Raw genomic sequence first — 21,970 nt, forward strand, 5'->3', positions numbered from 1 at the left:
ACCCCTGCCACCCGGCAGCGATACTTTGGGGAGCACACGCGATATATCGTCTTTTGGAGGGATCATGACCGGAGAACACTGGACTGTCGCAAGCGCGCAAACGATCGACGTCGACGCCGTGACGTCCGTGAAGCTGGGCATGGTCAGGGGCACGTTCCACATCATCGAGCACGACGAACCCGTGGTGCGGCTGGAGTTCTCCGAGGTGCTTGGGGACCCCGTGGCAGTGTCCCTGAACACCGGCAGGCTGGAAGTCCGGCACCAACTGCACGGCGCCCAGGGCTGGTTCAAGAACCTCATGGAAACCGTTAATCACAACAGCGACAATTCCGCCGTCATCACTGTCGCTGTTCCCCGTGGAGTCGGGGTGGAAGCGGGCACTGTGAGCGGCGACGGCCTCGTTTCGGGCATCTCCGCCCACGTGCGGCTCAACACCGTGTCGGGTTCCGTCACGGCGGACAGCACCGCCGGTGAACTGCAGGTCAATACGGTCAGCGGCAGAGTTGCTGTCAGGAACCACAGGGGCGTCCTCACCGCCAAAAGCATCTCCGGGGAGGTCACGGCTTCCGGCCACTTCACCCATGTGCGCACCAATACGGTCAGCGGGCACCTCAGCTTCGACCTGTTCGATTACACGCAGGATTTTGGCTCCAACTCCGTGTCGGGAGACCTCACCATCAGCCTGCCAGCGGACGTGGGCGTTGACATCGTGGCCAAGTCCGCGGGCGGAGCGGTGATCCTGGATGGCAGGCAATGCCTCCTCACCAACGGCAAAGTGGAGACTATCGCAGGCCCTGATGGACAATTGATGCTTGTCCGGGCCAACTCGGTGTCCGGCAAAACCTCCATCTTCCATGCTCCTGCAGCCGTAGACTCCCATGGGGAAGCGGCACGCTGATGCCTCCCGTCTTCGCACACGGTGCGCTGCGGCTCTATCTCCTTTCCCTGCTGGAAAGCGGCCCCAAGCACGGTTACGAGCTCATCAAGGCGCTCAAGGACCGGTTCGGCGGGACCTATTCGCCGAGCGCCGGAACCATCTACCCGCGCCTGGGCAAGCTCGAAGAGGACGGCCTGGTGGCTACCGAACCGGCGGGACGCCGGACCAACTACCGCATCACCGCCGCCGGCCTTGCTGAACTGAACCGCCGCCGGGAGGATCTGGCAGGCGTTGAGCATGACATCGCAGCATCTGTCCAGCGGCTTTCGGGCACCCTCAGGGAGGACATCCGCAACAGCATGCGGGGTCTCCGCAGCGACCTTGCTGCAGCAGCGGAGGCTGCCCGCGCCGCGGCTGCGCCGGGCACCGCCCTGCCGGGAAGCAGCCAGCCGCAACAGCGAAGAGGCCAGGCGCTCAAGGACGCGGAGCTGTTGCTGCAGGATTTCCGCGACGAGCTTCGCGCCGATCTGCGGCGCCAGGCCATGCACCAGCCCATCAGTCCCATGCTGCTGGAGACCGTCAGGACAGCCCTGGACCAGGCCCGTGCCACCATCCGCAGTACGCTCCGGCCGTAGCATCCCGCCCAGGCAGCCCCGCCGCAGGTCATCCGCCGTTTCCGGTTCGCGGGGCGCCGGATCATGTGGGAGACTGGAGGGCAGCTCTTTTGAGTACCAACAGTAAGGAGGCCAGCTATGAGCAAGCGTGCACGCAAGCGTCGTGACCGTAAGCGTGGCGGCGCGAACCACGGGAAGCGCCCCAACACCTAGGCAAATGCCAGGGACTACGGTTCAAGCGAAGGACCCCGCACGCCAATCGGCTTGCGGGGTCCTTTGCTGTCTGTGGCCCCGAGGGGTCGCACGAGCGGCCTGTGCCTACGCCTCCACGGGACGGATCGCGTGGATCCGGTCCAGGATCGCGTTCTTCAGGTTGTCCGGCGCAGACTCCGTGCAGGAGCGTTTGACCATGTTGCGGATGACGCATTCCAAGTCATATTGCTCCGTGCATTCGGGGCAGTCATCAAGGTGGTTCTTGATTTCGGTAATGTCCTCGCGGGTCAGTGCCCCGTCAAGGTACTCGTAGATGCGTTGCATCCGGGTATCGTCGCAGTCGCCCAATCCCTGGCAGTCGCTCATTTCCTGTTCTCCTGTGCTTTGCTTCCTGCCGCATCCGACGCATCCGCGGCCGTTTTGAATCCCCGCTCGGCGGCGTATTCCGCGAGCATGTCCCGCAACATACGCCGGCCGCGGTGGAGCCGGGACATCACCGTGCCGATGGGCGTGTTCATGATGTCTGAGATTTCCTTGTAGGCGAAGCCCTCCACGTCCGCGAAGTAGACCGCCAGGCGGAACTCTTCCGGAATATCCTGGAGCGCCCGCTTGACGTCGGAATCCGGAAGGTGGTCAAGGGCTTCTGCCTCCGCCGACCGCAGTCCGCTCGACGTGTGCGACTCGGCCCGGGCCAACTGCCAATCCTCGATGCTGTCCGAATTGGACTGCAGCGGCTCCCGCTGCCGCTTGCGGTACAGGTTGATGTACGTGTTGGTCAGGATCCGGTAGAGCCACGCTTTGAGGTTTGTCCCCGGCTTGTACTGGTGGAAGGCCGAAAAAGCCTTGGTGTAGGCCTCCTGGACCAGGTCCTCCGCGTCCGACGGGTTCCGTGCCATGCGCATCGCCGCGGAGTACAGCTGGTCGACATACTGCATGGCGTCCCGCTCGAACCGCTGGCGGCGTTGCTCCGCGCTCTCGGTGGCCACGTCCAGGGCGCTGTCCTCAGTGTCCGCTGCCGGGGCCAACGAACCGGCAGCAGCCTGTCCCGCGGGCAGGGGTGCGCCTGCCCTGCCGTTTACTTCGCCGGCGGAAGCCTCATACATGGCCGCAACGGCCGGATCCAGGGTGCTCATTGCCTTCAAGTCTACTGTCAGGCTCCCGGTCGGGGGCATGCCGTACTCCGGCGGCACGGCGGCCAGCTTGTCCACTGCCACCGGTCCCGCCGGCCTGGTTCCGTCCAACACCTTCCGCAAGGCCCAACTCCGCTCTGTATCGGGTGAATGATCGCCGGGCCCCTTCTCGCGGACCCGACAGCCATAACCGCCTCCCGCGGGCAAATATTCCCTAAAAGTGCAAGACTAGGACCGACTCCGCCGCTCGCCGCGGCTCGTCCATCCAGGAGGAAATCCATGTCCTTTGTCCGCACGCTCGCCAGGCCCATGCTCGCCTCCAGTTTCATTCTTGCCGGACTGGATAAGCTCAAGAATTCCGACGACACCGCACAGCAGCTCTCCCCCCTGCTGCGCAAGGCTGCGGCATCGCTTCCTTTCCAGACGAATGAGAAGACCCTGGCCCGTGTCATCGGCGGGACCCAGGTGGGCGCCGGCGTCCTGTTCGGGCTTGGCAAGTTTTCCAGGCTGTCTGCCGGCCTGCTCACCGTGGTTTCCCTCCTGAACACCTTCGTTGAGTGGCGCAGCGCGGACATCAGCAGCAAGGAAGGGCGCGAAAGCCGCAGGAACCAGCTGCTCAAGAACCTCTCCCTGAGTGGCGGCGCCCTGCTCGCATCCGTGGACACCGCAGGCAAGCCCGGCCTGGCATGGCGCGCCGAACACCTCGCCGCCGACGCGCGCCGGAACGCTTCGCACCTGGCCGCCGACGCCCGCCGGACCACCACGAAGAAGTTGAACAAGGCGGACAAGGCCGTGCGCCGCGCCGTCGAACACGCCGCGGGAGCCTAAGCACGAATGACCGCAGCAGCTGCCACCCGGGACGCATCCGGAACACCCGTCCAGCACTGGGCCGCACCTTTTGCGTCCCGGCCCGTCGACGCCACCGTGACGGTGCCCGGATCGAAGTCCCTGACCAACAGGTACCTGGTCCTCGCGGCCCTCGCCGACGGCCCGTCCCGGCTCCGGGCTCCCCTGCACTCCAGGGACTCCGCACTCATGGTCGAAGCGCTCAGGCAGCTCGGCGCCACCATCACCGAAGTGCCGGGAGACGGCGCCTTCGGGCCTGACCTGGAGGTCGTTCCACTCCCCTCGGCAGCGGCGCCGTCCGCCACCAGGATCGACTGCGGACTCGCCGGCACCGTGATGCGGTTCGTCCCGCCCCTCGCGGCGCTCCGCAGCGGAGCCAGCGTGTTCGACGGCGACCCGCACGCCAGGAAGCGTCCCATGGGGACCATCATCGAGGCCCTCAAAGCCTTGGGCGTCGCCGTTTCCGCTGAGGACGGCAGCGCGCCGTCGTCGCTCCCGTTCGTAGTGGAAGGCACCGGCGCGGTCCGGGGCGGCCACCTGGTCATCGACGCCAGCGCCTCTTCGCAGTTCGTCTCCGCCCTCCTGCTGGTGGGAGCGAGGTTCGACGAGGGCCTGCACCTTGAGCACGTGGGAAAGCCGGTGCCGAGCCTGGACCACATCAATATGACGGTGTCGGTCCTGCGTGGTGCCGGTGTATCCGTGGACGACTCCGTTCCCAACCACTGGGTGGTGGCACCGGGACCCATCCGCGCCTTCGACCAAAGGATTGAACAGGACCTCTCCAACGCCGGGCCCTTCCTGGCGGCGGCCCTGGCGTCACGGGGAACGGTCCGCATCCCCAACTGGCCCACGGAAACGCAGCAGGTGGGGGACCTCTGGCGCGGCATCCTGGCCCGGATGGGAGCCACCGTCACCCTGGCTGACGGCGTCCTGACCGTCACCGGCGGCCCGGAAATCACGGGCGGCGACTTCGCTGACACCAGTGAGCTGGCTCCTACCGTCGCGGCCCTGTGCGCCCTTGCCACTGGACCTTCCCGACTCACGGGGATTGCCCACCTCAGGGGACATGAGACCGACCGGCTGGCGGCCCTGGTCGCGGAAATCAACCGGCTCGGCGGCGACGCCGAGGAAACCAGCGACGGCCTGGTGATCCGGCCCGCCAGGCTGCACGCCGGCGTCGTCCACAGCTACGCCGACCACCGCATGGCCACTGCCGGGGCAATCCTGGGCCTCGCGGTGGACGGCGTCCAGGTGGAGGACATCGCCACCACCGCCAAGACCATGCCCGACTTTCCGCAGCTGTGGGCAAACATGCTGGCCCAGGATGCCGGCGTGGCGGCGCAGGAAAGGCGCGGCAGTGGCGCGGAGCACTGACTCCTGGGACGAATCAGACGTCCGGATCCGCCCCAGCAAGAAGGGCTCCCGGCCCCGTACCAAGGACAGGCCCAGCCATGATGACGCCGTCACCGGACGGATCATCACGGTGGACCGCGGCCGGTACACGGCAGTGGTGGGCGAAGACTCGGACAACGAGCGCGTTGTCATCGCAGCGCGGGCCCGCGAACTGCGCCGCTCGCCGGTGGTTGCCGGCGACTTCGTCTCGCTCGTGGGGGACGTGTCCGGGGAGCCGGACACGCTTGCCCGACTGGTAAAGATCCAGGACCGCCACACCCTGCTGCGCCGCAGCGCCGACGACACCGACCCAGTCGAGCGGGCCGTGGTGGCCAACGCCGACCAACTCGTGATTGTGGTGGCAGCCGCCAACCCGGAGCCGCGCACCGGATTCATTGACCGCGCCCTGGTGGCTGCCTACGACGCCGGGATCGAGCCGATCCTGCTGGTCACCAAGGCCGACGTCAAGGACCCGGCGGAATTGCTGTCCAACTACACCCACCTGGACTTCCCGGTGATCATCAGCCGGACCGCCGATGCAAAGGCGTCCGGGATCGATGCACGGTCCGACGACGGCCTCTCGGCGCGGCTGGACAGCGCGGCGGTGGCCGACCTCCGCGCCCACCTCGACGGCAAGGTCACCGTGATGCTGGGCCACTCGGGCGTGGGCAAGTCCACCATGGTGAACGCGCTGACCGGCGCCGAGCGGGCCACGGGTGGAGTGAACGCGGTCACCGGGCGTGGCCGCCACACCTCGTCGTCGGCCCTGGCCCTGCGCCTGGCGGACGCCCCGGCGGGCAGCTGGATCATTGATACCCCCGGCATCCGTTCCTTTGGCCTGGCGCACGTGGACCCGGACCGGATCCTGCGCTCCTTCCCGGACCTCTCCCCCGGCATCGAAAACTGTGAGCGGGGCTGCAAGCACACTGCAACGGCAGTGGACTGCGGCCTCGATGACTGGGTGGCTGGCGGACACGCGGGTCCCACCGGAGCGGCACGGCTGGCGTCCCTGAGGCGGCTGCTCGGCACGGACCCACGCATGGAGGCACAGGAAACCAAGGAGCTCGGCACCGTCAACTGACGCGTTCTCCCGGCAGAAGCGTCCGCAGACGGTAGTTTGGAACCATGATCCAACCCGCTTCGAGCTACAACGATGACCTGCGCCTGGCCCATGTCCTGGCCGACTCCGTGGATGACCAGACCATGAGCCGCTTCAAGGCCCTGGACCTCCACGTTGAGACCAAGCCGGACCTGACGCCCGTCACCGACGCCGACAAGGCAGCCGAGGAAGCCATCCGCGGCCAGCTCTCCCGCTCCCGGCCCCGCGATGCCGTCCTGGGCGAGGAATTCGGCAGCACCGGCCACGGCTCGCGGCGCTGGATCATCGATCCCATCGACGGGACCAAGAACTTTGTCCGCGGCGTCCCGGTCTGGGCCACGCTGATTGCCCTGGTGGATGAAGGCGAGCCCGTGGTGGGCGTGGTCAGCGCCCCGGCCCTCGGCAAGCGCTGGTGGGCAGCGAAGGGCATGGGTGCGTACATGGGCAGGTCCCTCGCAGCCGCCACCAGGCTCCGCGTCTCCAATGTGTCCAGCCTCTCCGACGCCTCCCTGTCCTACTCCAGCTTGGGAGGCTGGAAGGAACGCGGGAACCTTGACGAGTTCCTCGGCCTGACCGAGGACGTCTGGCGGACGCGGGCCTACGGTGATTTTTGGTCGTACTGCATGGTCGCCGAGGGCTCCGTGGACATCGCCTGCGAACCGGAGCTCAACCTCTACGATATGGCTGCACTGGTGCCGATCGTGGTGGAGGCAGGCGGCCGGTTCACCTCCCTCGAAGGCGAGGACGGACCCTTCGGCGGAAACGCGCTGGCCACGAACTCGATCCTGCACTCAGAGGTGCTGCACCGCCTCAACCCGTATTTGGACGATCTGCTGTAACTGCCACAGTTTCCCCACTTCAGCGAACATTGCGACGCCGGACACCTCCAGGAGGGGGTGTCCGGCGTCGTTTATTCGATGCAGCGTAACAAAGGCCTTAACAATTGCCGCGGCTTTAGTCCTGGCCGCCCCATGTCCTACGCTTTTAGGCAGGTCACGAGTGCCAGCGCAAAACCCCGGTTTGCTGGCCGGCAACCCTCCATTCGCGGCGGGGTGCCCCGGGTGACGACCAGGCCGGTCCGGAGTGGATGCGGCAAGCGCGGATTCCCTATGCGGGGTCCTGTATTCAAGTGAGGTCTCTGTGACAACTGCCACCGTCTCCCCCCAGCCTGCCATTGCCGACGCCGGTATCACCGAAGAACGCCACCGCATTGCCGGCCGCCCCCTTGCTGCCGTCACCGGCGCCGAGATCCAGGCACCGCTGATCTCCGGCGGCCATGTGCGGTACGCGAACCTTGACTATGGCGCTTCCGCTCCGGCCCTCTCCGTGGTTTCCGCCTACCTGAACGAGATCCTGCCCTACTACGCGAGCGTCCACCGTGGGGCCGGCTACGCATCCCAGATCAGCACCTCCGTATACGAAAATGCACGCAGCATTGTCCGGGACTTCGTGGGCGGACGCCCCGACGATTCGGTCATCTTCACCCGCAACACCACGGATTCCCTGAACCTCCTGGCCGGCTGCCTGCCCGCCACCGACGGCCGGCACGACGGCGACGTCCTCTACCTGGACATCGAACACCACGCCAACCTGCTGCCATGGCAGGGCGTTCCGCACCGCAGCATCGTTGCGGCCGACACCATTACCGGCACCCTGGACGCCGTTCGCGCCGAACTGGAGCAGGGCGGAGTCAGCCTGCTGGCGGTCACTGGCGCCTCCAACGTCACCGGCGAAATTCTCCCGATCCGGGCGCTGGCCGCGCTGGCCCATCAGCACGGTGCACGGATCGTGGTGGACGCGGCCCAGCTTGCGCCGCACCGCCGGGTGGACATCAGCGCGGACGACGTCGACTACCTCGCCTTTTCCGGCCACAAGCTGTATGCGCCGTTCGGCGCGGGCGTGCTGGTGGGACGGCCCGACTGGCTGGACACCGGTGTCCCGCACCTCGCCGGTGGCGGGGCGGTCAAGGAGGCAAGGCTCGACGGCGTCAGTTGGGCCACCGGTCCGGCCCGCCACGAGGGGGGCTCGCCGAACGTCCTCGGCGCCGCCACCCTGGCCCGCGCCACCCAGGTCATCGCCGAACTCGACCAGGACCGGTGGCACGCCCACGAATCCGCCATCCGTTCCTTCCTGGTGGAGGGGCTGCAGCGCATCGACGGCGTCACCGTCCACCAGATCTTCAAGGACACCAACCCGGAAACGGACACCATCGGCGTGGTCAACTTCTCTGTGGAGGGCTACGACGCAGGGCTGGTAGCCGCCTACCTCTCCGCAGAGCACGGGGTGGGCCTGCGCGACGGACGGTTCTGCGCCCACCCCCTGCTGAAGCGCCTGGGCCTGCCGTCCGGCTCCCTCCGCGCAAGTTTCGGCGTGGGCTCACGGCTGGAGGACGCCGAACGCCTCCTCGCCGGCATCCAGACGCTGCGCAGCAGCGGACTGGGCTGGGACTACGTGGTGGACGCGGGCCGCTGGGTGCCCGCCAACGACTTCCGCACCTACCCCCACTGGGCACCCAACACCCCCGGAACTGCCGGCGCAGCCCCCTGCACGGACGACTAGGCCCGGACACACGCCCACCCTGCTGATCCCTTCCGTGCGGTAGATTCGAAAGACATCCACATCGGCAGCATCAGAAGGAGGCCACGCGTGGTTCGGGGTGGCCCCAGGCTTGATCACGGCCGGCGCAGGGAACTCGGGCAGAGCTTCCAGGACGGCGGCCGGCACTACCAGCGGGTCCGCCCCGACTACCCTGCGGAGTCCGCCAGGTGGCTGGTGCCCGCCGGAGCCCGTGACGCCCTGGACGTGGGTGCCGGTACGGGAAAGTTCACCGCGTTGCTGCTGGCGCTGGGACTGGACGTCACCGCCGTCGATCCTTCTGCCGACATGCTCGCCCAGCTGAAGGACCATTGCCCCGCCGCCACGGCTGTGCCGGGGACTGCCGAGGCGACAGGCCTTCCCGGCTCGGCCTTCGACGTCGTCACCGTTGCACAGGCGTGGCACTGGTGCGACCCCCACGCCGCAAGCACCGAGCTGGCCCGCGTCCTGCGCCCGCACGGAACTCTCGGCCTTGTCTGGAACCAGCTGGACACCTCCGTCCCCTGGGTGCACCGGCTCTCCCGGATCATGCACGCCGGCGATGTGTACCGGCCAGGCCATAAGCCCGTCGTCGGAGCCGAATTCCACGTGCTTGAAGGGCATGTCACCCACTGGCAGGACAGGGTGACCACCGGGGATCTGATGGAGCTCACCAAGTCGCGGAGCTATTATTTGCGGGCCGGCGAGGCGACGCGGGCGAAAGTCCTGGCCAACCTGGACTGGTACCTGCATGAACACCTGGCCTATGCCCCGGACCAGGAGCTTGACCTTCCCTACCTCACCTTGGCCTGGCGCGCCGTCAAGGCATGACACCTGCCGTCTCCGACTGTGTGAAGGAAGGAACGCGCGCTGCCTCACCGGCCTAACCGGTAGGCTTGAACATGTGAAGACCAGCGCGCCCTCCTCCTCAATCGAGGACTACGTCAAGGTCATCTATTCATTCACCGAATGGCAGGACAAGCCCATCACGTCCTCCCAGCTGGCACAGCGGCTGGGAGTGGCCAATTCTTCAGTGTCGGAAATGGTCCGCAAGCTGAAGGACCAGGGCCTGGTGGACCACAAGCCCTACAGCGCCGTCACGCTGACCGAGGCCGGCCTGCGCCTGGCCCTGTCAATGGTCCGGCGGCACCGGCTCATCGAGACCTACCTCGTCCAGCGGCTCGGCTACAGCTGGGACGAGGTCCACGATGAAGCTGAACAGCTGGAGCACGCCGTGTCGGATACGTTCATCGAACGCGTTGCCGCCAAGCTCGGGGACCCCAAGCGGGACCCGCACGGCGACCCCATCCCTACCGCGGACGGCCAGGTCCTGATGCCGCGCGCCCACCTGCTCGCCGCGCTGGACCAGGGACACAGCGGCAAAATCACCCGGATCAGTGACGACAATCCTGAGCTCCTGCGGTACCTCGCCGCCCAGGACATCGACCTCGACGCGGACGTCGAGGTGCTGGGACGGAGGCCGTTTGGTGGTGCCCTGATGGTGCGGATTGCCGGTTCCGGCGGCACCCGAGACTACGACCTGGCAGATGAAATCGCCTCAGCGTTGTGGGTCTCCAGCGACACCCCGCACCGGGGCTGCGTCCTGGAGAGCTAAGCCAGGTCCCGGCCGCCGATTTGGCCGCCTCCCGTATGGTGGAAGGTGATGATCAGCAGACGCGACGCAGCAATTACCCTTGATGTTCCCCTGGAGATGGCACAGCGCCACGGCCTGCCGAAGTGGATGTCCGAGGCCGACCTCCGCAGCATCCTGGACAATCCCCCGCCCTGGCTGGTCCAGTCGCGTGCCAACCGGACCGGCAAGCGGCCCGTCTGGGTACACCTTGAGTGCGCCGTCTGCGGGTATGAGGACGCGGCCCGGCCCAAGAAGTGGTGGCCGGACTTCACCTACGTGGTGTGCGGGCACCACGCCCCTTCCGACGTTCCCGCCGTGCGTCCCGGCTTCGTCCGCAGCGAGTACGACGGCGTGGGGACGCGTTTCGTGGGCATCGCTGACGTGGAAGCGCCTCCGGCCAGCCCGTAGCCCTCCCATACTTCGCCTTCGGTACGTGCCGGCCCCGGTGCGGCCGCCGTCGAACGTCAGCCAGTGCCGTTGGCCGTCATTTCCTCGGGAACGGCCGTCAGGTGGAGCTCGGCGCCGTCGCGCAGCACGGCCAGGTCGAGGGGCTGGCCGATGGCATCGGCGAACAGCAGGCGCTGCAGGCTTTCGGCGTTGCTGACGGGACGGCTGCCGGCGGTGACGATGACGTCCCCTGCCGCCAGGCCCGCCTTGTCCGCCGGAGAACCTGGCAGCACCTCTACGACACGGAGCCCTTCGCGCAGCCCTGTACGGATCACAGCGCTCGAACCGAGCTGCATCGGAGTGCTCACCAGGCCAAGGTAGGCGCGGCGCACCCTTCCATCCGACAGCAGCGCCGAGATGATCCTCCGGGTGGTCGCGTTGATGGGGATGGCCAGCCCCAGTCCGGCACCGGCCACTGCGGTATTGATGCCCACGATCCTGGCGTGGGTGTCCGCCAGCGCACCGCCGGAGTTTCCGGGGTTCAGGGCAGCGTCTGTCTGGATCACGTCCTCGATGACCCGCCGGTTGCCGCCGGACCAAACCGGAATGGCCCTGCCCAGGCCGCTGACCACCCCTGCGGTCACGGAGCCGGCCAGTCCCAGCGGGTTTCCGACTGCGATCACCAGTTGGCCCACCCGGAGGGATTCCGCCGCGCCGAACTCCGCGGGGCGGACCCTGGGCCGCGAACCTTTCACCACTGCAAGGTCGGACAAGGGGTCCGCGCCCACCAGTTCCAGCTCCATCCTGCTGCCGTCGCCGAAGACCGCGAAGCCTTGCCGGGTGCCGGCCACCACGTGGGAGTTTGTGAGCAGGTAGCCGTCCTCCGTGAAGAGGACTGCGGAGCCTGCGCCCACCCTGACCCGTCCATTGCGCCGCTGCGCCGTCATTTCAATGGCTGCCACGTGGGGTGTGACTGCCGCCGCTACCCGCATCACCGTCTGCGAGTACGAGTCCAGGACGTCGTCTGTGTCCGCTGGCATGGGTTCCTGCGCCTGTTCCATGGCGCACCTCCGGATGTAGTTCCGCTCTCGGGTGCCCTCAGGGGGCCTTACGGAAGTCAACGATGAAGGGCCGGAATCCAGTCCCGCGCCGGCTACGCCTTGGGTGAACGCGGCACCCGTGCGTGGCTGTTGTCCAGGCTTTAGGATCGGTAGCATGACTGATTCCCCCGCCGGTTCCCAAACCGAACTGTTGAATCCTGACGAATGCTGGCGGTATCTTCGGTCCTCCTACATCGGCCGGCTGGCGGTCATCAATGGTGACGTTCCCGAGATTTTCCCCGTGAATTTCTCCGTTGCCGGGGAAACGCTGGTGTTTCGCACCGCGCCGGGCACCAAGCTGCGCGCCCTGCTCAGCGGCGCAGTTGCGGCGCTTGAGGTTGATGGGCTCAACCCGTACGCCACTGAGGTTTGGAGCGTGGTGGCCAAGGGCAGGCCGGAACCGTTCGATGAAACCCGGATGGCCCTTCCGGAGGGCGATGCCGACCGGGAGCCCTGGGAGCCGGGTATCAAGGACCATTTGGTCGTCATCGCCCCCACGGACATCACCGGACGCCGTTTCGCCGTCAGGTCACGCACGCGGTGGTGGCCGCCGGTCGATTTCTCCGCGGACTGGCTGTAGGTCCTGGCGGCCCTCCGCTGTTCCAGCCAGGCGTCACGACGTGAGGATCACCTTGAGCGCCTTGGTCTCGGCGGCCCGGGAGAAGGTGTCGTAGGCGTCGAGGAACTGATCAAAGCCGAAGTGGTGCGTGGCGAATTTCTCTGCCCTGATCTTTCCCTGGGCCACGAGCTTGAGCAGCATGGGCGTCGTGTTGGTGTTCACCAGGCCCATGCTGATGTTAATGTTCTGGATCCAAAGATCTTCCAGGTGCAGTTCCACTGGTTTTCCATGCACCCCCACGTTGGCCACGGATCCGCCGGGCCGCACGATCTCCGTGCACATGGCGAACGTGGCGGGGACGCCCACTGCCTCGATGGCGACGTCGACGCCGCGGCCGCCGGTCAAGGCCAGGACCTGTTCCTTCCAGTCGCCGCTGCCCGAGAGGACAGTGTCCGTGGCGCCGAACTCCTTTGCCTTCTGGAGGCGGTTGGCGTCCAGGTCGATGGCAACCACCGTCGCCGCACCGTAGAGCCCGGCGGTGGTGATCGCGGCCAGTCCCACGGGCCCGGCGCCCACCACCGCCACGCTGTCACCTGGCTTCACCCGGCCGTACTGGACGCCGATTTCAAACCCGGTGGGAAGGATATCGGACAGCATCACCGCTTGTTCATCGCTGACACCCGCGGGCAGCAGGTGCAGCGAGTTCTCGGCGTAGGGAACGCGGACGTACTCCGCTTGGGTCCCGTCGATCAGATGGCCAAAGATCCATCCGGTGCCTTCCTGCCCCTCCCCGCCCAGGCAGTGTGAGTAGAGCCCGGTCCTGCAGTTCGCGCAGTGGCCGCAGGACTTGATGCAGGAGATGATGACCCGGTCATTGACCTTCAGGCCAGTGACGGATGGGCCGGTTTCGACGACGGTGCCCACGCCTTCGTGGCCCAGTATGCGCCCCTTTTCGACGGCGGGAACGTCACCTTTGAGGATGTGCAGGTCCGTGCCGCAGATGGTGGTGGTGTCGACTTTGACAATGGCGTCGCCGGGTTGCTGGATCCGGGGGTCCGGGACGTCGGTCCAGGACTTCTCCCCGGGTCCGCCATAGACGAGTGCTTTCATGGGATTCTCCTTAGGATGAAGGCCGGTTTGGCGTGAACCTGGGATAGGGCGAAGGTGCAGCAGTTGGGCTTTCCGGTGCTGGCCGTTCTGTCCGAAGTTGGGCCAGATGCAGGATCAAAAGCACAAGGAAGAGCCCCGAAAGTGCCAGGGCCGGGAGGAGGGCTGCCTGGCTGGGCACGGTGCCGAAAAGGGGTTTGACCAGTTCACCCACCGCCAGCGAGAAGATGAGGGTGAAGCCCAGGACGTACAAGGCCGGCAGGAGCAACAAGCCTGTGCGGTGGTTCCGGTACGTCAGGAAGGACAGCATCAAGAACCCGGGCATGATGAAGCAAAGGTCCAGGATAAAGATTGAGTAGAGGGAATCGATTTGCTCGCCGGTCCGCATCAGGGGCAGGAGCATCACGATCCAGAGTGGATAGAAGATCAGTGGCTGCAGGACCGCCCCGGACGCCGACGCAATCCGCATCGCCCGGGGCAGTGACACCGTTCGGAGCGCGGGATCAAGGGTGGATCCAGCCGTAACCATTGCCCAAAAGGACAGGGCAAAGACCGCCATGTACAGCAGGTACAGGCCGTTGTATGTCCGCTCAATGACGTAGATCCCGTACGCGTAAAACAGGTAGCCAAGGAGTCCAAGGGCGACGATCTGGTATTTGGGCCTGTCGGGTCTTGCAGCGTATGACAGGTACAGCAATCCAAGCCCGGCCGCCACCGAAAGCAGGTCCTGGGAGTAAGCGCCCGGGATAAGTTCGCTGCTGACCACTGCATCATAGATTCCCGGCCGCAAAACTCCGGTCCCAGCTGCTGACAGCGCCAGCAGTCCTGTAACAGCCCAGAGCAGGCGGTTGAGGAACAGATGCTTCAGCATGGCCACCTTCCCACAAGCGATCAGTATTCCGGGTCTCCTCCACACAGTCCCATTGCGCCTGCAGGGCCCCCAGTGCCATAGGTCCTTCCCTCCGCCGGGCCTTTATGCCCTTTCCGGGCGCCGGAGAGTTGCCTACGCTGTGGCCTATGACTGACAACACGAACATACCTGTGCCGGAAATCCTCGATGCGGAAGAGTGCTGGACGCTCCTCGGCCAGACCGGGGTGGGGCGGCTGGCCGTCATCGCCGATGGCCATCCCGATGTCTTTCCCGTCAACTACAAGGTGGACGGCCAAACGCTGGTTTTTCGAACCGGTGCCGGCACCAAGCAGCAGGCCATCCAGTCGGACGCCACCGTGGCGCTGGAAGCAGATGCTGTCAGCGCACAATTCGGCCTTGCATGGAGCGTCGTGGTCAAGGGCAAGGCTGCCGAGACGGTGCCCACAGGGCCTGACCTGGACAACATCCGGCGTGCCTTGTTTCCCTGGCAGGGCGTGGGGCAGGAGCACTTCATCCGCATTACGCCGGAATCGGTAACGGGAAGGCGCTTCACCATGGGCGCCCCCCTTCTGTGGCAGACGCCCTTGGACGACGCTACCCGCGCCGGCTTCGAATAAACGGGAAGCCAGAAGGGGACAAGTCAGCAGAACCCGGTGGTAGCTCCAGTGCGCGCATGGTGGGTGAACGAGCCCGGCCTCATACCAACCCGGCCACTGGTACTGGGGCGCCGTACCGCCCCCAGGCCGGCGGCCCGCGAAATCCTCGTGGAAGTAACCGTCTGCGGCGTTTGCCGGACGGACCTCCACCTCGCGGAAGGGGACCTGCCACCGCGGCACCCGCAGGTGGTGCCCGGGCACGAGGCAGTCGGCGTCGTCATCGAAACGGGTGCGGACTGTTCCCGGTTCAAGGCAGGCGACAGGGTCGGCGTGGCATGGCTCGGCGGTGTCTGCGGCAGCTGTGACTATTGCCGCCGGGGCGACGAGAACCTGTGCGTGTCGCCGGTGTTTACCGGCTGGGACAGGGACGGCGGCTACGCCGAGCAATTGACTGTCGCAGAGGATTTTGCCTACCCGATCCCGTCCGCCTTCACCGACGAACAGGCCGCTCCGCTGCTGTGTTCGGGAATCATCGGATACCGGGCCCTGAAGCGTGCCGCCCTGCCCGTCGGTGGGCGCCTGGGCATCTACGGCTTTGGCAGTTCCGCGCACATCACAGCCCAGCTTGCGCTCAGACAGGGCGCCACTGTGTTCGTGATGACGCGTTCTGAGAGTGCCCGGGCACTCGCGCTGGAGTTGGGAGCCGCGTTTGCGGGGGACGCCTACGACGACCCACCGGTACCGCTCGATTCCGCCATCCTCTTTGCTCCGGTGGGCGGCCTGGTTCCGGTCGCGCTGCGTGCCCTGGACCGTGGTGGGACCTTGGCCATCGCGGGAATCCACCTGAGTACCATTCCTGCCCTGGATTACGGCCGGGAGCTCTTCCTCGAACGCCAAGTGCGCTCCGTGACAGCCAATACCCGGGCCGACGGGCGCGAGTTCCTGACCCTCGCCGCCAGGCTTTCCCTGGCCCTCACCACCACGGCCTACCCGTTCGAGGCTGCGGACAAGGCGTTGGAAGACCTGGCCGCCGACAGGATTACGGGATCGGCCATCCTGCGGGTCCGGCCGGAATAGTCCTTCCAGCAGCGACTCCTCCGGCAGCCACTCCCGGAGCGATGGTCAGCCGAAGACGATCAGCCGAACAGGACCGCGGCTTCCTGGTAGCGTGCCTCCGGCACCACCTTCAGTGCTCCCAGCGCTTCCTCCAGGCCTACGGTCACGATGTCGGTGCCACGGAGCGACACCATCGTGCCCCAGCGTCCTGCCGCCGCGGACTCGACAGCAGCCATGCCCAGCCTGGTGGCAAGGACCCGGTCGAAGGCTGTGGGTTCGCCGCCTCGCTGGATGTGGCCCAGCACTGTGGCCCGGGTTTCGATGCCGGTCCTTATCTGCAGTTCTCCTTCAAGCAGCAGTCCGATGCCTCCCAGGCGCGGCCGTCCGAAAGTATCCAGGCCGCGGGGAGCGTAAGGGGCTGGGTGGCCCTCGGGGGCGAAGGCTTCGGCCACCACCACGAGGGGTGCCCTGCCGCGGTCACGGGCTGAAACCACCCATGAGCAAACTTGGTCCAGGGAGACGGGATGTTCGGGTACCAGGATGGCATGTGCGCCGGAGGCCATTCCTGCATGCAGTGCTATCCAGCCCGCGTTGCGGCCCATGACTTCGGCGACCATGCACCGGTGGTGCGATTCACCTGTGGTCCGCAGGCGGTCGATGGCCTCGGTGGCAGTCTGGACAGCTGAATCAAAGCCAAATGTATAGTCGGTGGCGCCGAGGTCATTGTCGATGGTTTTGGGAACCCCTACGACATTGATGCCCTGTCCGCACAGTTCGCGGGCTGCCGCAAGGGTACCCTCTCCCCCGATGGCGATCAGTCCGTCAAGCCCGTTGCGCTGGAAGCTGTCGCGTACGCCGTCGATCCCCTTCCCCACCAGCGGGTTGGTCCTGGACGTACCCAGGATGGTGCCGCCCAGGCGCGAGATGCCCCGCACACTTGCCCTTGGTAACGGAACAACGTCCTGTTCCAGGACGCCGCGCCACCCGTCCCGGAAACCCAGGAATTCGTACCCGTGCGCAACGTCCCCGGCGAGCACCGCTCCGCGGATGACCGCGTTGACCCCAGGACAGTCGCCTCCGCTGGTGAGGATCCCCAAGCGCTTCACGATGCCGCCACCCCCGGTTCACGTACGGGCAGCGGGAACTGCCGGGTCCGGCCGGGCGGAAGGACCACGTCATTGCCGTACACGCGCACCGTGATGGGGCCGGCGTCACCGGGTGCGGAAGCGATGCTCATGTGCCCGTCCTTGAGGTTGACCCGGAGGCGGTGGCCCCGGTACAGAACCTCAAAGGCGACGGCCCGGAGGCCCGTCGGGAGGTTGGGAGCGAACAGGATGGTCTCCCCGCTGAACCGCAGCCCGGCAAAGCTGCGCTGTACCACGTCGATGGTCCCGCCCATTGCGCCCAGATGGATACCCGTGCGCGTGGTGCCGTGCTGGGTATCGTCGAGGTCGGCGTCGAGTGCTTCCCTGAAGCTGTCCCATGCCCGGTCCGCGTCCAGGCCTGCCAGTACAGATGCGTGCGCCACCCGGCTCAGGGTGGAGCCGTGGGCGGTCCTGGCGAGGTAGTACTCGATGGTCTGGTTGAGCCGGTCCTGGGTGAAACCGTATTGCAGTCTCTGAAGAATGGCGATCAGCCCCTCGTGCCCCAGGAGGTACGGGAGCATCAGGACATCCGCCTGCTTGGCCAGTTTGTAACAGTTGGTTGCATCATCCTCGGCTTCGAGGATGAGGTCCAACCGTTCGATATCGCCGTACCTGTCCCGATAGTGTTCCCAGTCGAGTTCCTTCAACTCCCCGTAGCCTTCGAACTGGCTCATGACGCCGTCGCTGTGAAAAGGGACGTACATTGCGGTCCCCATGTGTGTCCATCGGGCTGTTTCCTCGTCGGTGACGCCAAGGCGTTCCATGAGTCCGGCGCGCTCACTGCCATGCAGGAAGGACATGATGCCTGCCGCCTGGGAGCAGACCCACGCCGCCATGACGTTGGTGTAGGCGTTGTCGTCCAGCCCGGGCTTGTCGCGGCCGGGGTAGCCCGTGTGGTACTCATCCGGTCCCACCACGTTCCGCAGGTGGTACCTGCCGCCCTGTTCGTCGTAGTCGGCCAGGGAGCTGAAGAACCGTGCAACCTCGATCACCAGCTCCGCGCCCTTCTGAAGGAGCCAGATCTTGTTTCCGGTGGCCTGGAAGTACTGCCAGGCATTAAAGGCGACGGCCAGGCCGGAGTGGACCTGCAGGTGCGAGTGGTCCCTGACCCACCTGCCGGACCTTTCGTTGTACAACCATTTGGGTGTCTCCTCGGTGCCGTCACTGCCGCTTTGCCAGGGGAACTTGGCCCCTTCCAGTCCCTCTGCAGCTGCGGCGTGACGGGCCGCGGGCAGCCGCCGCCACCGGTAATCGATGACCGCGCGGGCTATATCGGGAGTCCTTGAGGTGAGTACCGGGAGGACGAACAGCTCATCCCAGAAGACATGGCCGCGGTAGCCCTCACCGTGCAGTCCCCGGGCCGTGACGCCTGCATCGAGTTCGGCCGTATGGTGTGTCAGTGTCTGCAGGAGATGGAAGATATGCAGGTTGAGGACCAGGCGCACCTGGACCGGCGCGTCAATCTCCACCAGGAACGGACGGAGCTCGCGCCGCCATGCCTCCTCATGCGCTGCCAACAGCGCATGGAAGTCCCCGCCGGTACGCTCAAGCACCGCACGGGCACCCGTTTCCGGCGAGGAGATGGCACGGTCGCGGGAGGTCACCACCGCCACTGTCTTGGTGATCCGCACTGCGGTACCGGCATCAAGGGAAAGCCGGAGGGTCCGGAAATGGAAAGCCCCTTTCCTGCCTGACTCGGTTCCCGCCGGCTCGAGGGACGCATTGATCCGGTACGCAGCGGCGATGCGGATGCGGCTTTGGGTTGTTTCCACTTCCACCACGGACGTCGCGTCAGGGGCCGGGTTTTGGTCCGGGCGCTGGGAGGTTGTCCTGTCCGCCAGGTGGACATCGGACCCTTGGGCGCGTTCGGGCAGGTTGGCATTGCGCACACCGGCGTTGATCCCGCTGCGGACTTCCACCGTTCCGCTCCAGCCCAGTGCGGTGATCACCGTCTGAAGGGCCAGCAGGTGGGGTTCGGCCATGGACGCAAAGCGGGTCTGCACCACTTCCAGGCGCTGCCGGTCCGGGTCCTCCAAGATCAGCCTTCGTTCCAGCACCGCCCTTTTGAGGTCCAGGACCCTGCGCTCGCGTACTACTGCCATTCCGCTCTCCGACCACCATTGCCGGCCCTCCAGGCGCAGGTCAAGGGGAAGGCAGTCGGGTGCGTTGACCATGTGTTCTTCCAACAGCATCTCGTCGGCGGACCTGGCCCTGACCCTGTTGTAGACACCGGCCAGGTACATGCCGGCGTAGCTGGACGGACCGCCCTCGGGAGCCGCTCCACGGACGCCCATGTAGCCGTTGCCAAGGGTAGTCAGGGCTTCCCGGTGGCCCTCGTGTGCGGCGTCGAATCCTTCAAACACGAGGTGCCAGGCATTGCCGATGACCTGGCCCAGGTCCAGCTCCCCCACGTCATTGAGGACTGTCCCGGCGCCCGCGGCTTCGAGCTGCCTGCGGTTGCCGGTGCGGTCGATTCCCACCACGAGGCCAAAGCCGCCCCGCCGCCCTGCCTCAACACCGGCAGCGGAGTCCTCGATTACCACGGCATGTGACGGCGCGGCTCCCAGCCTCGTTGCGGCCGCCAAAAAGGCATCGGGGGCCGGCTTTCCCTGCAGCCCAAGGCGCGCCGCAGTGGTTCCATCCAAAACCACGGTGAACAGGCCCTGAATGCCCGCCGCTTCCAGGACCGATGCTGCGTTCCGGCTTGACGTGACCACGGCCGTGGGCACTCCCGCGCCTGCAAGCCTCTGCAGCAGTTGCAGCGTCCCGGGGTAGCTTTGGACCCCGTCCCGCTGGAGGTGTTCCAGGAACAGTGCGTTCTTCCACCGGCCCAGGCCGAATCCGGTCCAGGCTCCGGCCTCATCTGTCTCGTGCCCCTTCTCCAGGTGCACTCCCCTGCTTGCAAGGAAGCGCACCACCCCTTCCTCCCGCGGCATCCCGTCGATAAAGCTGAGATAGTCTGCCCTGCTGAGCGGGGCACGGTTGGTACCCGGCGGGATCCTCGGGTCCTTCAGGATCCGGTCGAACGCGTCCTTCCACGCGGCCTGGTGGACCAATGCGGTGTTGGTGACCACCCCGTCGAGGTCGAAAATGACGGCGTCAAACGGAGGCCTGGCAGCGGCGGCGGTGGGAGACGCGATCATAGGTCAGTGGTACCAGCAAGGACGCGTTCAGCAAAGGGGCGATGGGCCTGCCGCCGGCTACGCAGTGTTCCTGCCCGCGGATTGGCCCACATGGTTCCACCACGTCAGCGGGGAGGTGATGGTGAAGCGCCTTCCGCTGACGGAGGTGGGGACGATCCGGACGAAGTGGTCTTTTTCTCCGGCCTGCCAGGGAAACAGCGTGAGGCCGGGGCCCGCCAGGAGTTCCGCTGAGGGCTCCAGGATGACGGCTTTGCCTTTGACCAGCACGCTCCATGCCTGGGCGTCGTCATGGCCGTCGGCTTCAAGCGCGACGGCGAGTGGTCCCCCGGCTGCCCGAAGCTTGGTTCCTTCCCCCGTGCGGAAGATCACCGACTGTTGATCCACTCTGTAGTTGACCGGGAAGACTTCCGGATATCCGTCCACCAGCACGGCCAGATGGCCGACGGACACACCGTGCAGGAGGTCCCAGCACGTGCCGGCCTCCAATACTTCAGTGGGCGGTTGCGGCGGGTCGTTGTGCATAGAGTGGACGGTACCGGCCTGCCGGGCCGCCCCGCTAGAGCATTTGGGCCCGGGCGTGGATCACCGCAAAGAAAAACACCCCGGTCCGAAGACCGGGGTGTTTTACGGAGCGGGCCGGCATCCTGTGGATGTCCGGCCCGCCAGGGTGGAGATGGGGGGAATTGAACCCCCGTCCGATGTCGTGTTGTCAGGGCTTCTCCGGGCGCAGTTTGCGTCGGATTTTCTCGGCCCCAGCCATGCTGCAAACAGCTGGCTGATCCGGGCCCAGTCACCTAAAAGTCCCGTTTACTCCGATGACGGGAGCAAACAGCAGTGGCTATCTAAATGACGCCAGGATCCGGGGCGATAGCAACCCCGGGCTGACGGACTGTCTTACTGCTTAGGCAGCAAGAGCGAAGTCAGTGCGCTTAGATTCGGCACTTATTGGTTTGCAGAAAGCGTTTACGAGATAATTCTGCATCCTCGGCCCGCTTCACCTGTCGCGACTAACACCGTCGAAACCGATCATCCCCGTATTTTGTTACCAAACCGGCTGGCAAGCCTGCCGGACTATCCATACTAACGCACGCCCTGCCGAAATAATTCCTACCGGCGGCGGTTGCGCTCGCGCATCTCGCGCTGGGCCTCACGGTTGTCCTGCTGTTCCCGCAACGTCTGCCGCTTGTCATACTCACGCTTACCGCGGGCAACGGCGATTTCCACCTTTGCCCGGCCGTCCACGAAGTACAGCTGGAGCGGCACGATGGTGTAACCGGCTTCCTGGACCTTGCGGGAAATCTTGATGAGCTCCTCGCGGTGCAACAGCAGCTTACGGCGGCGGCGCGCAGCGTGGTTGGTCCAGCTGCCCTGGTTGTACTCGGGAATGTGGATGGCTTCCATCCACAGTTCGTCGTTGTAGAACGTGCAGAATCCGTCCACCATCGAGGCGTGGCCCTCGCGCAGGGACTTCACCTCGGTGCCCATCAGTGCGATGCCGGCCTCGTAAGTGTCCAGCACGTGATAGTCGTGCCGGGCCTTGCGGTTGGTGGCCACCACCTTACGGCCACTTTCTTTCGGCACGGAAAAACTCCTCAGGTTCAGGTCGGGTTCCTCCGGGCCTTCGGCAC

23 protein-coding genes, 1 other RNA gene and 1 riboswitch are annotated in these 21,970 nt (G+C 66.0%); of the genes, 14 read left to right on the forward strand and 10 right to left on the reverse strand.

The features are described 5' to 3' along the window. The first annotated feature begins 64 nt into the window (after window positions 1-64). From ACR65J_RS12970 to ACR65J_RS12980, 3 genes are all read left to right on the forward strand, one after another. A complete protein-coding gene (locus ACR65J_RS12970) occupies window positions 65-898 on the forward strand; it encodes a DUF4097 family beta strand repeat-containing protein (protein ID WP_440169479.1) in 834 nt (277 codons plus the stop codon). Further along, on the forward strand, window positions 898-1,512 hold the full coding sequence (locus tag ACR65J_RS12975; RefSeq protein WP_440169482.1) for a PadR family transcriptional regulator: 615 nt from the start codon (window positions 898-900) through the stop codon (window positions 1,510-1,512). The genes ACR65J_RS12970 and ACR65J_RS12975 overlap by 1 nt, the downstream gene beginning before the upstream one ends. Before the next feature lie 117 nt (window positions 1,513-1,629). Next, entirely contained in the window at window positions 1,630-1,704 is a 75-nt protein-coding gene (locus tag ACR65J_RS12980; RefSeq protein ID WP_369299106.1) for a 50S ribosomal protein bL37, read from the forward strand. Window positions 1,705-1,809: 105 nt separating this feature from the next. Here the strand turns inward: ACR65J_RS12980 and rsrA are convergent, their stop codons facing one another. Beyond that, window positions 1,810-2,070 (reverse strand): mycothiol system anti-sigma-R factor, encoded by a 261-nt coding sequence (gene rsrA / locus ACR65J_RS12985; RefSeq protein ID WP_056334975.1) that lies wholly within the window; start codon window positions 2,068-2,070, stop codon window positions 1,810-1,812. Beyond that, on the reverse strand, window positions 2,067-2,876 hold the full coding sequence (locus ACR65J_RS12990) for a sigma-70 family RNA polymerase sigma factor (RefSeq protein WP_440169613.1): 810 nt from the start codon (window positions 2,874-2,876) through the stop codon (window positions 2,067-2,069). Before ACR65J_RS12990 ends, rsrA begins: the two co-directional genes overlap by 4 nt. A 237-nt stretch (window positions 2,877-3,113) precedes the next feature. Between ACR65J_RS12990 and ACR65J_RS12995 the strand changes: the two genes are divergently transcribed. From ACR65J_RS12995 to ACR65J_RS13030, 8 genes are all read left to right on the forward strand, one after another. Continuing rightward, window positions 3,114-3,662, forward strand: coding sequence for a DoxX family protein (locus ACR65J_RS12995; RefSeq protein ID WP_440169484.1), 549 nt, complete (start codon window positions 3,114-3,116; stop codon window positions 3,660-3,662). 6 nt (window positions 3,663-3,668) lie between these two features. Beyond that, window positions 3,669-5,054 carry a 3-phosphoshikimate 1-carboxyvinyltransferase gene (gene aroA / locus ACR65J_RS13000; protein ID WP_440169487.1) on the forward strand — a complete coding sequence of 462 codons (1,386 nt, stop codon included), beginning with the start codon at window positions 3,669-3,671 and terminating at the stop codon, window positions 5,052-5,054. Then, window positions 5,038-6,153 (forward strand): ribosome small subunit-dependent GTPase A, encoded by a 1,116-nt coding sequence (gene rsgA, locus ACR65J_RS13005; RefSeq protein WP_440169490.1) that lies wholly within the window; start codon window positions 5,038-5,040, stop codon window positions 6,151-6,153. The genes aroA and rsgA overlap by 17 nt, the downstream gene beginning before the upstream one ends. 44 nt (window positions 6,154-6,197) lie before the next feature. Further along, on the forward strand, window positions 6,198-7,010 hold the full coding sequence (gene hisN / locus ACR65J_RS13010; protein ID WP_188571124.1) for a histidinol-phosphatase: 813 nt from the start codon (window positions 6,198-6,200) through the stop codon (window positions 7,008-7,010). A gap of 152 nt (window positions 7,011-7,162) precedes the next feature. Continuing rightward, window positions 7,163-7,276: riboswitch (SAM riboswitch) on the forward strand. Between the two features lie 35 nt (window positions 7,277-7,311). Beyond that, the gene (locus ACR65J_RS13015) at window positions 7,312-8,730 is read left to right on the forward strand and encodes an aminotransferase class V-fold PLP-dependent enzyme (protein WP_440169495.1); all 1,419 of its coding nucleotides are present in this window, start codon (window positions 7,312-7,314) and stop codon (window positions 8,728-8,730) included. 87 nt (window positions 8,731-8,817) lie between these two features. Then, window positions 8,818-9,576 carry a class I SAM-dependent methyltransferase gene (locus tag ACR65J_RS13020; protein WP_440169498.1) on the forward strand — a complete coding sequence of 253 codons (759 nt, stop codon included), beginning with the start codon at window positions 8,818-8,820 and terminating at the stop codon, window positions 9,574-9,576. A 73-nt stretch (window positions 9,577-9,649) separates the two neighbouring features. Further along, on the forward strand, window positions 9,650-10,360 hold the full coding sequence (locus ACR65J_RS13025) for a metal-dependent transcriptional regulator (protein WP_440169500.1): 711 nt from the start codon (window positions 9,650-9,652) through the stop codon (window positions 10,358-10,360). 48 nt (window positions 10,361-10,408) lie between these two features. After that, complete coding sequence (locus ACR65J_RS13030; protein ID WP_440169502.1) at window positions 10,409-10,786, forward strand: hypothetical protein; 378 nt, start codon at window positions 10,409-10,411, stop codon at window positions 10,784-10,786. Between the two features lie 56 nt (window positions 10,787-10,842). Here the strand turns inward: ACR65J_RS13030 and ACR65J_RS13035 are convergent, their stop codons facing one another. Next, on the reverse strand, window positions 10,843-11,826 hold the full coding sequence (locus ACR65J_RS13035) for a S1C family serine protease (RefSeq protein WP_440169504.1): 984 nt from the start codon (window positions 11,824-11,826) through the stop codon (window positions 10,843-10,845). A gap of 154 nt (window positions 11,827-11,980) precedes the next feature. On the opposite strand from ACR65J_RS13035, the gene ACR65J_RS13040 reads away from it, so the two are divergent. Then, window positions 11,981-12,445: a pyridoxamine 5'-phosphate oxidase family protein gene (locus tag ACR65J_RS13040; protein WP_440169506.1), complete on the forward strand. Its 465-nt coding sequence runs from the start codon at window positions 11,981-11,983 to the stop codon at window positions 12,443-12,445. 33 nt (window positions 12,446-12,478) lie between these two features. Here ACR65J_RS13040 and ACR65J_RS13045 read toward each other — a convergent pair whose 3' ends face one another. Both ACR65J_RS13045 and ACR65J_RS13050 read right to left on the reverse strand, forming a co-directional pair. Further along, complete coding sequence (locus tag ACR65J_RS13045; protein ID WP_440169508.1) at window positions 12,479-13,534, reverse strand: zinc-dependent alcohol dehydrogenase family protein; 1,056 nt, start codon at window positions 13,532-13,534, stop codon at window positions 12,479-12,481. A 10-nt stretch (window positions 13,535-13,544) separates the two neighbouring features. Further along, window positions 13,545-14,402 carry a hypothetical protein gene (locus ACR65J_RS13050; RefSeq protein ID WP_440169510.1) on the reverse strand — a complete coding sequence of 286 codons (858 nt, stop codon included), beginning with the start codon at window positions 14,400-14,402 and terminating at the stop codon, window positions 13,545-13,547. A gap of 146 nt (window positions 14,403-14,548) precedes the next feature. Here ACR65J_RS13050 and ACR65J_RS13055 point away from each other — a divergent pair, with 146 nt between their 5' ends. Both ACR65J_RS13055 and ACR65J_RS13060 read left to right on the forward strand, forming a co-directional pair. Next, on the forward strand, window positions 14,549-15,019 hold the full coding sequence (locus ACR65J_RS13055) for a pyridoxamine 5'-phosphate oxidase family protein (RefSeq protein ID WP_440169512.1): 471 nt from the start codon (window positions 14,549-14,551) through the stop codon (window positions 15,017-15,019). 36 nt (window positions 15,020-15,055) lie between these two features. Continuing rightward, window positions 15,056-16,075 carry a zinc-dependent alcohol dehydrogenase family protein gene (locus ACR65J_RS13060; RefSeq protein WP_440169515.1) on the forward strand — a complete coding sequence of 340 codons (1,020 nt, stop codon included), beginning with the start codon at window positions 15,056-15,058 and terminating at the stop codon, window positions 16,073-16,075. 59 nt (window positions 16,076-16,134) lie between these two features. On the opposite strand, the gene ACR65J_RS13065 is transcribed toward ACR65J_RS13060, so the two are convergent. From ACR65J_RS13065 to smpB, 5 genes are all read right to left on the reverse strand, one after another. After that, window positions 16,135-17,160, reverse strand: coding sequence for an ATP-dependent 6-phosphofructokinase (locus tag ACR65J_RS13065; protein WP_440169518.1), 1,026 nt, complete (start codon window positions 17,158-17,160; stop codon window positions 16,135-16,137). Further along, window positions 17,157-20,342, reverse strand: a complete 3,186-nt coding sequence (locus ACR65J_RS13070; RefSeq protein WP_440169521.1) for an HAD-IA family hydrolase — start codon at window positions 20,340-20,342, stop codon at window positions 17,157-17,159. Before ACR65J_RS13070 ends, ACR65J_RS13065 begins: the two co-directional genes overlap by 4 nt. Window positions 20,343-20,399: 57 nt before the next feature. Continuing rightward, a complete protein-coding gene (locus tag ACR65J_RS13075; RefSeq protein WP_440169523.1) occupies window positions 20,400-20,864 on the reverse strand; it encodes a pyridoxamine 5'-phosphate oxidase family protein in 465 nt (154 codons plus the stop codon). 143 nt (window positions 20,865-21,007) lie between these two features. Continuing rightward, window positions 21,008-21,376, reverse strand: a transfer-messenger RNA (tmRNA) gene (ssrA, locus tag ACR65J_RS13080). Window positions 21,377-21,449: 73 nt separating this feature from the next. Next, window positions 21,450-21,923 carry an SsrA-binding protein SmpB gene (gene smpB / locus ACR65J_RS13085; protein ID WP_043453530.1) on the reverse strand — a complete coding sequence of 158 codons (474 nt, stop codon included), beginning with the start codon at window positions 21,921-21,923 and terminating at the stop codon, window positions 21,450-21,452. Window positions 21,924-21,970: the final 47 nt, after the last annotated feature.

The sequence above is a fragment of the Arthrobacter sp. SAFR-044 genome (assembly GCF_059414985.1).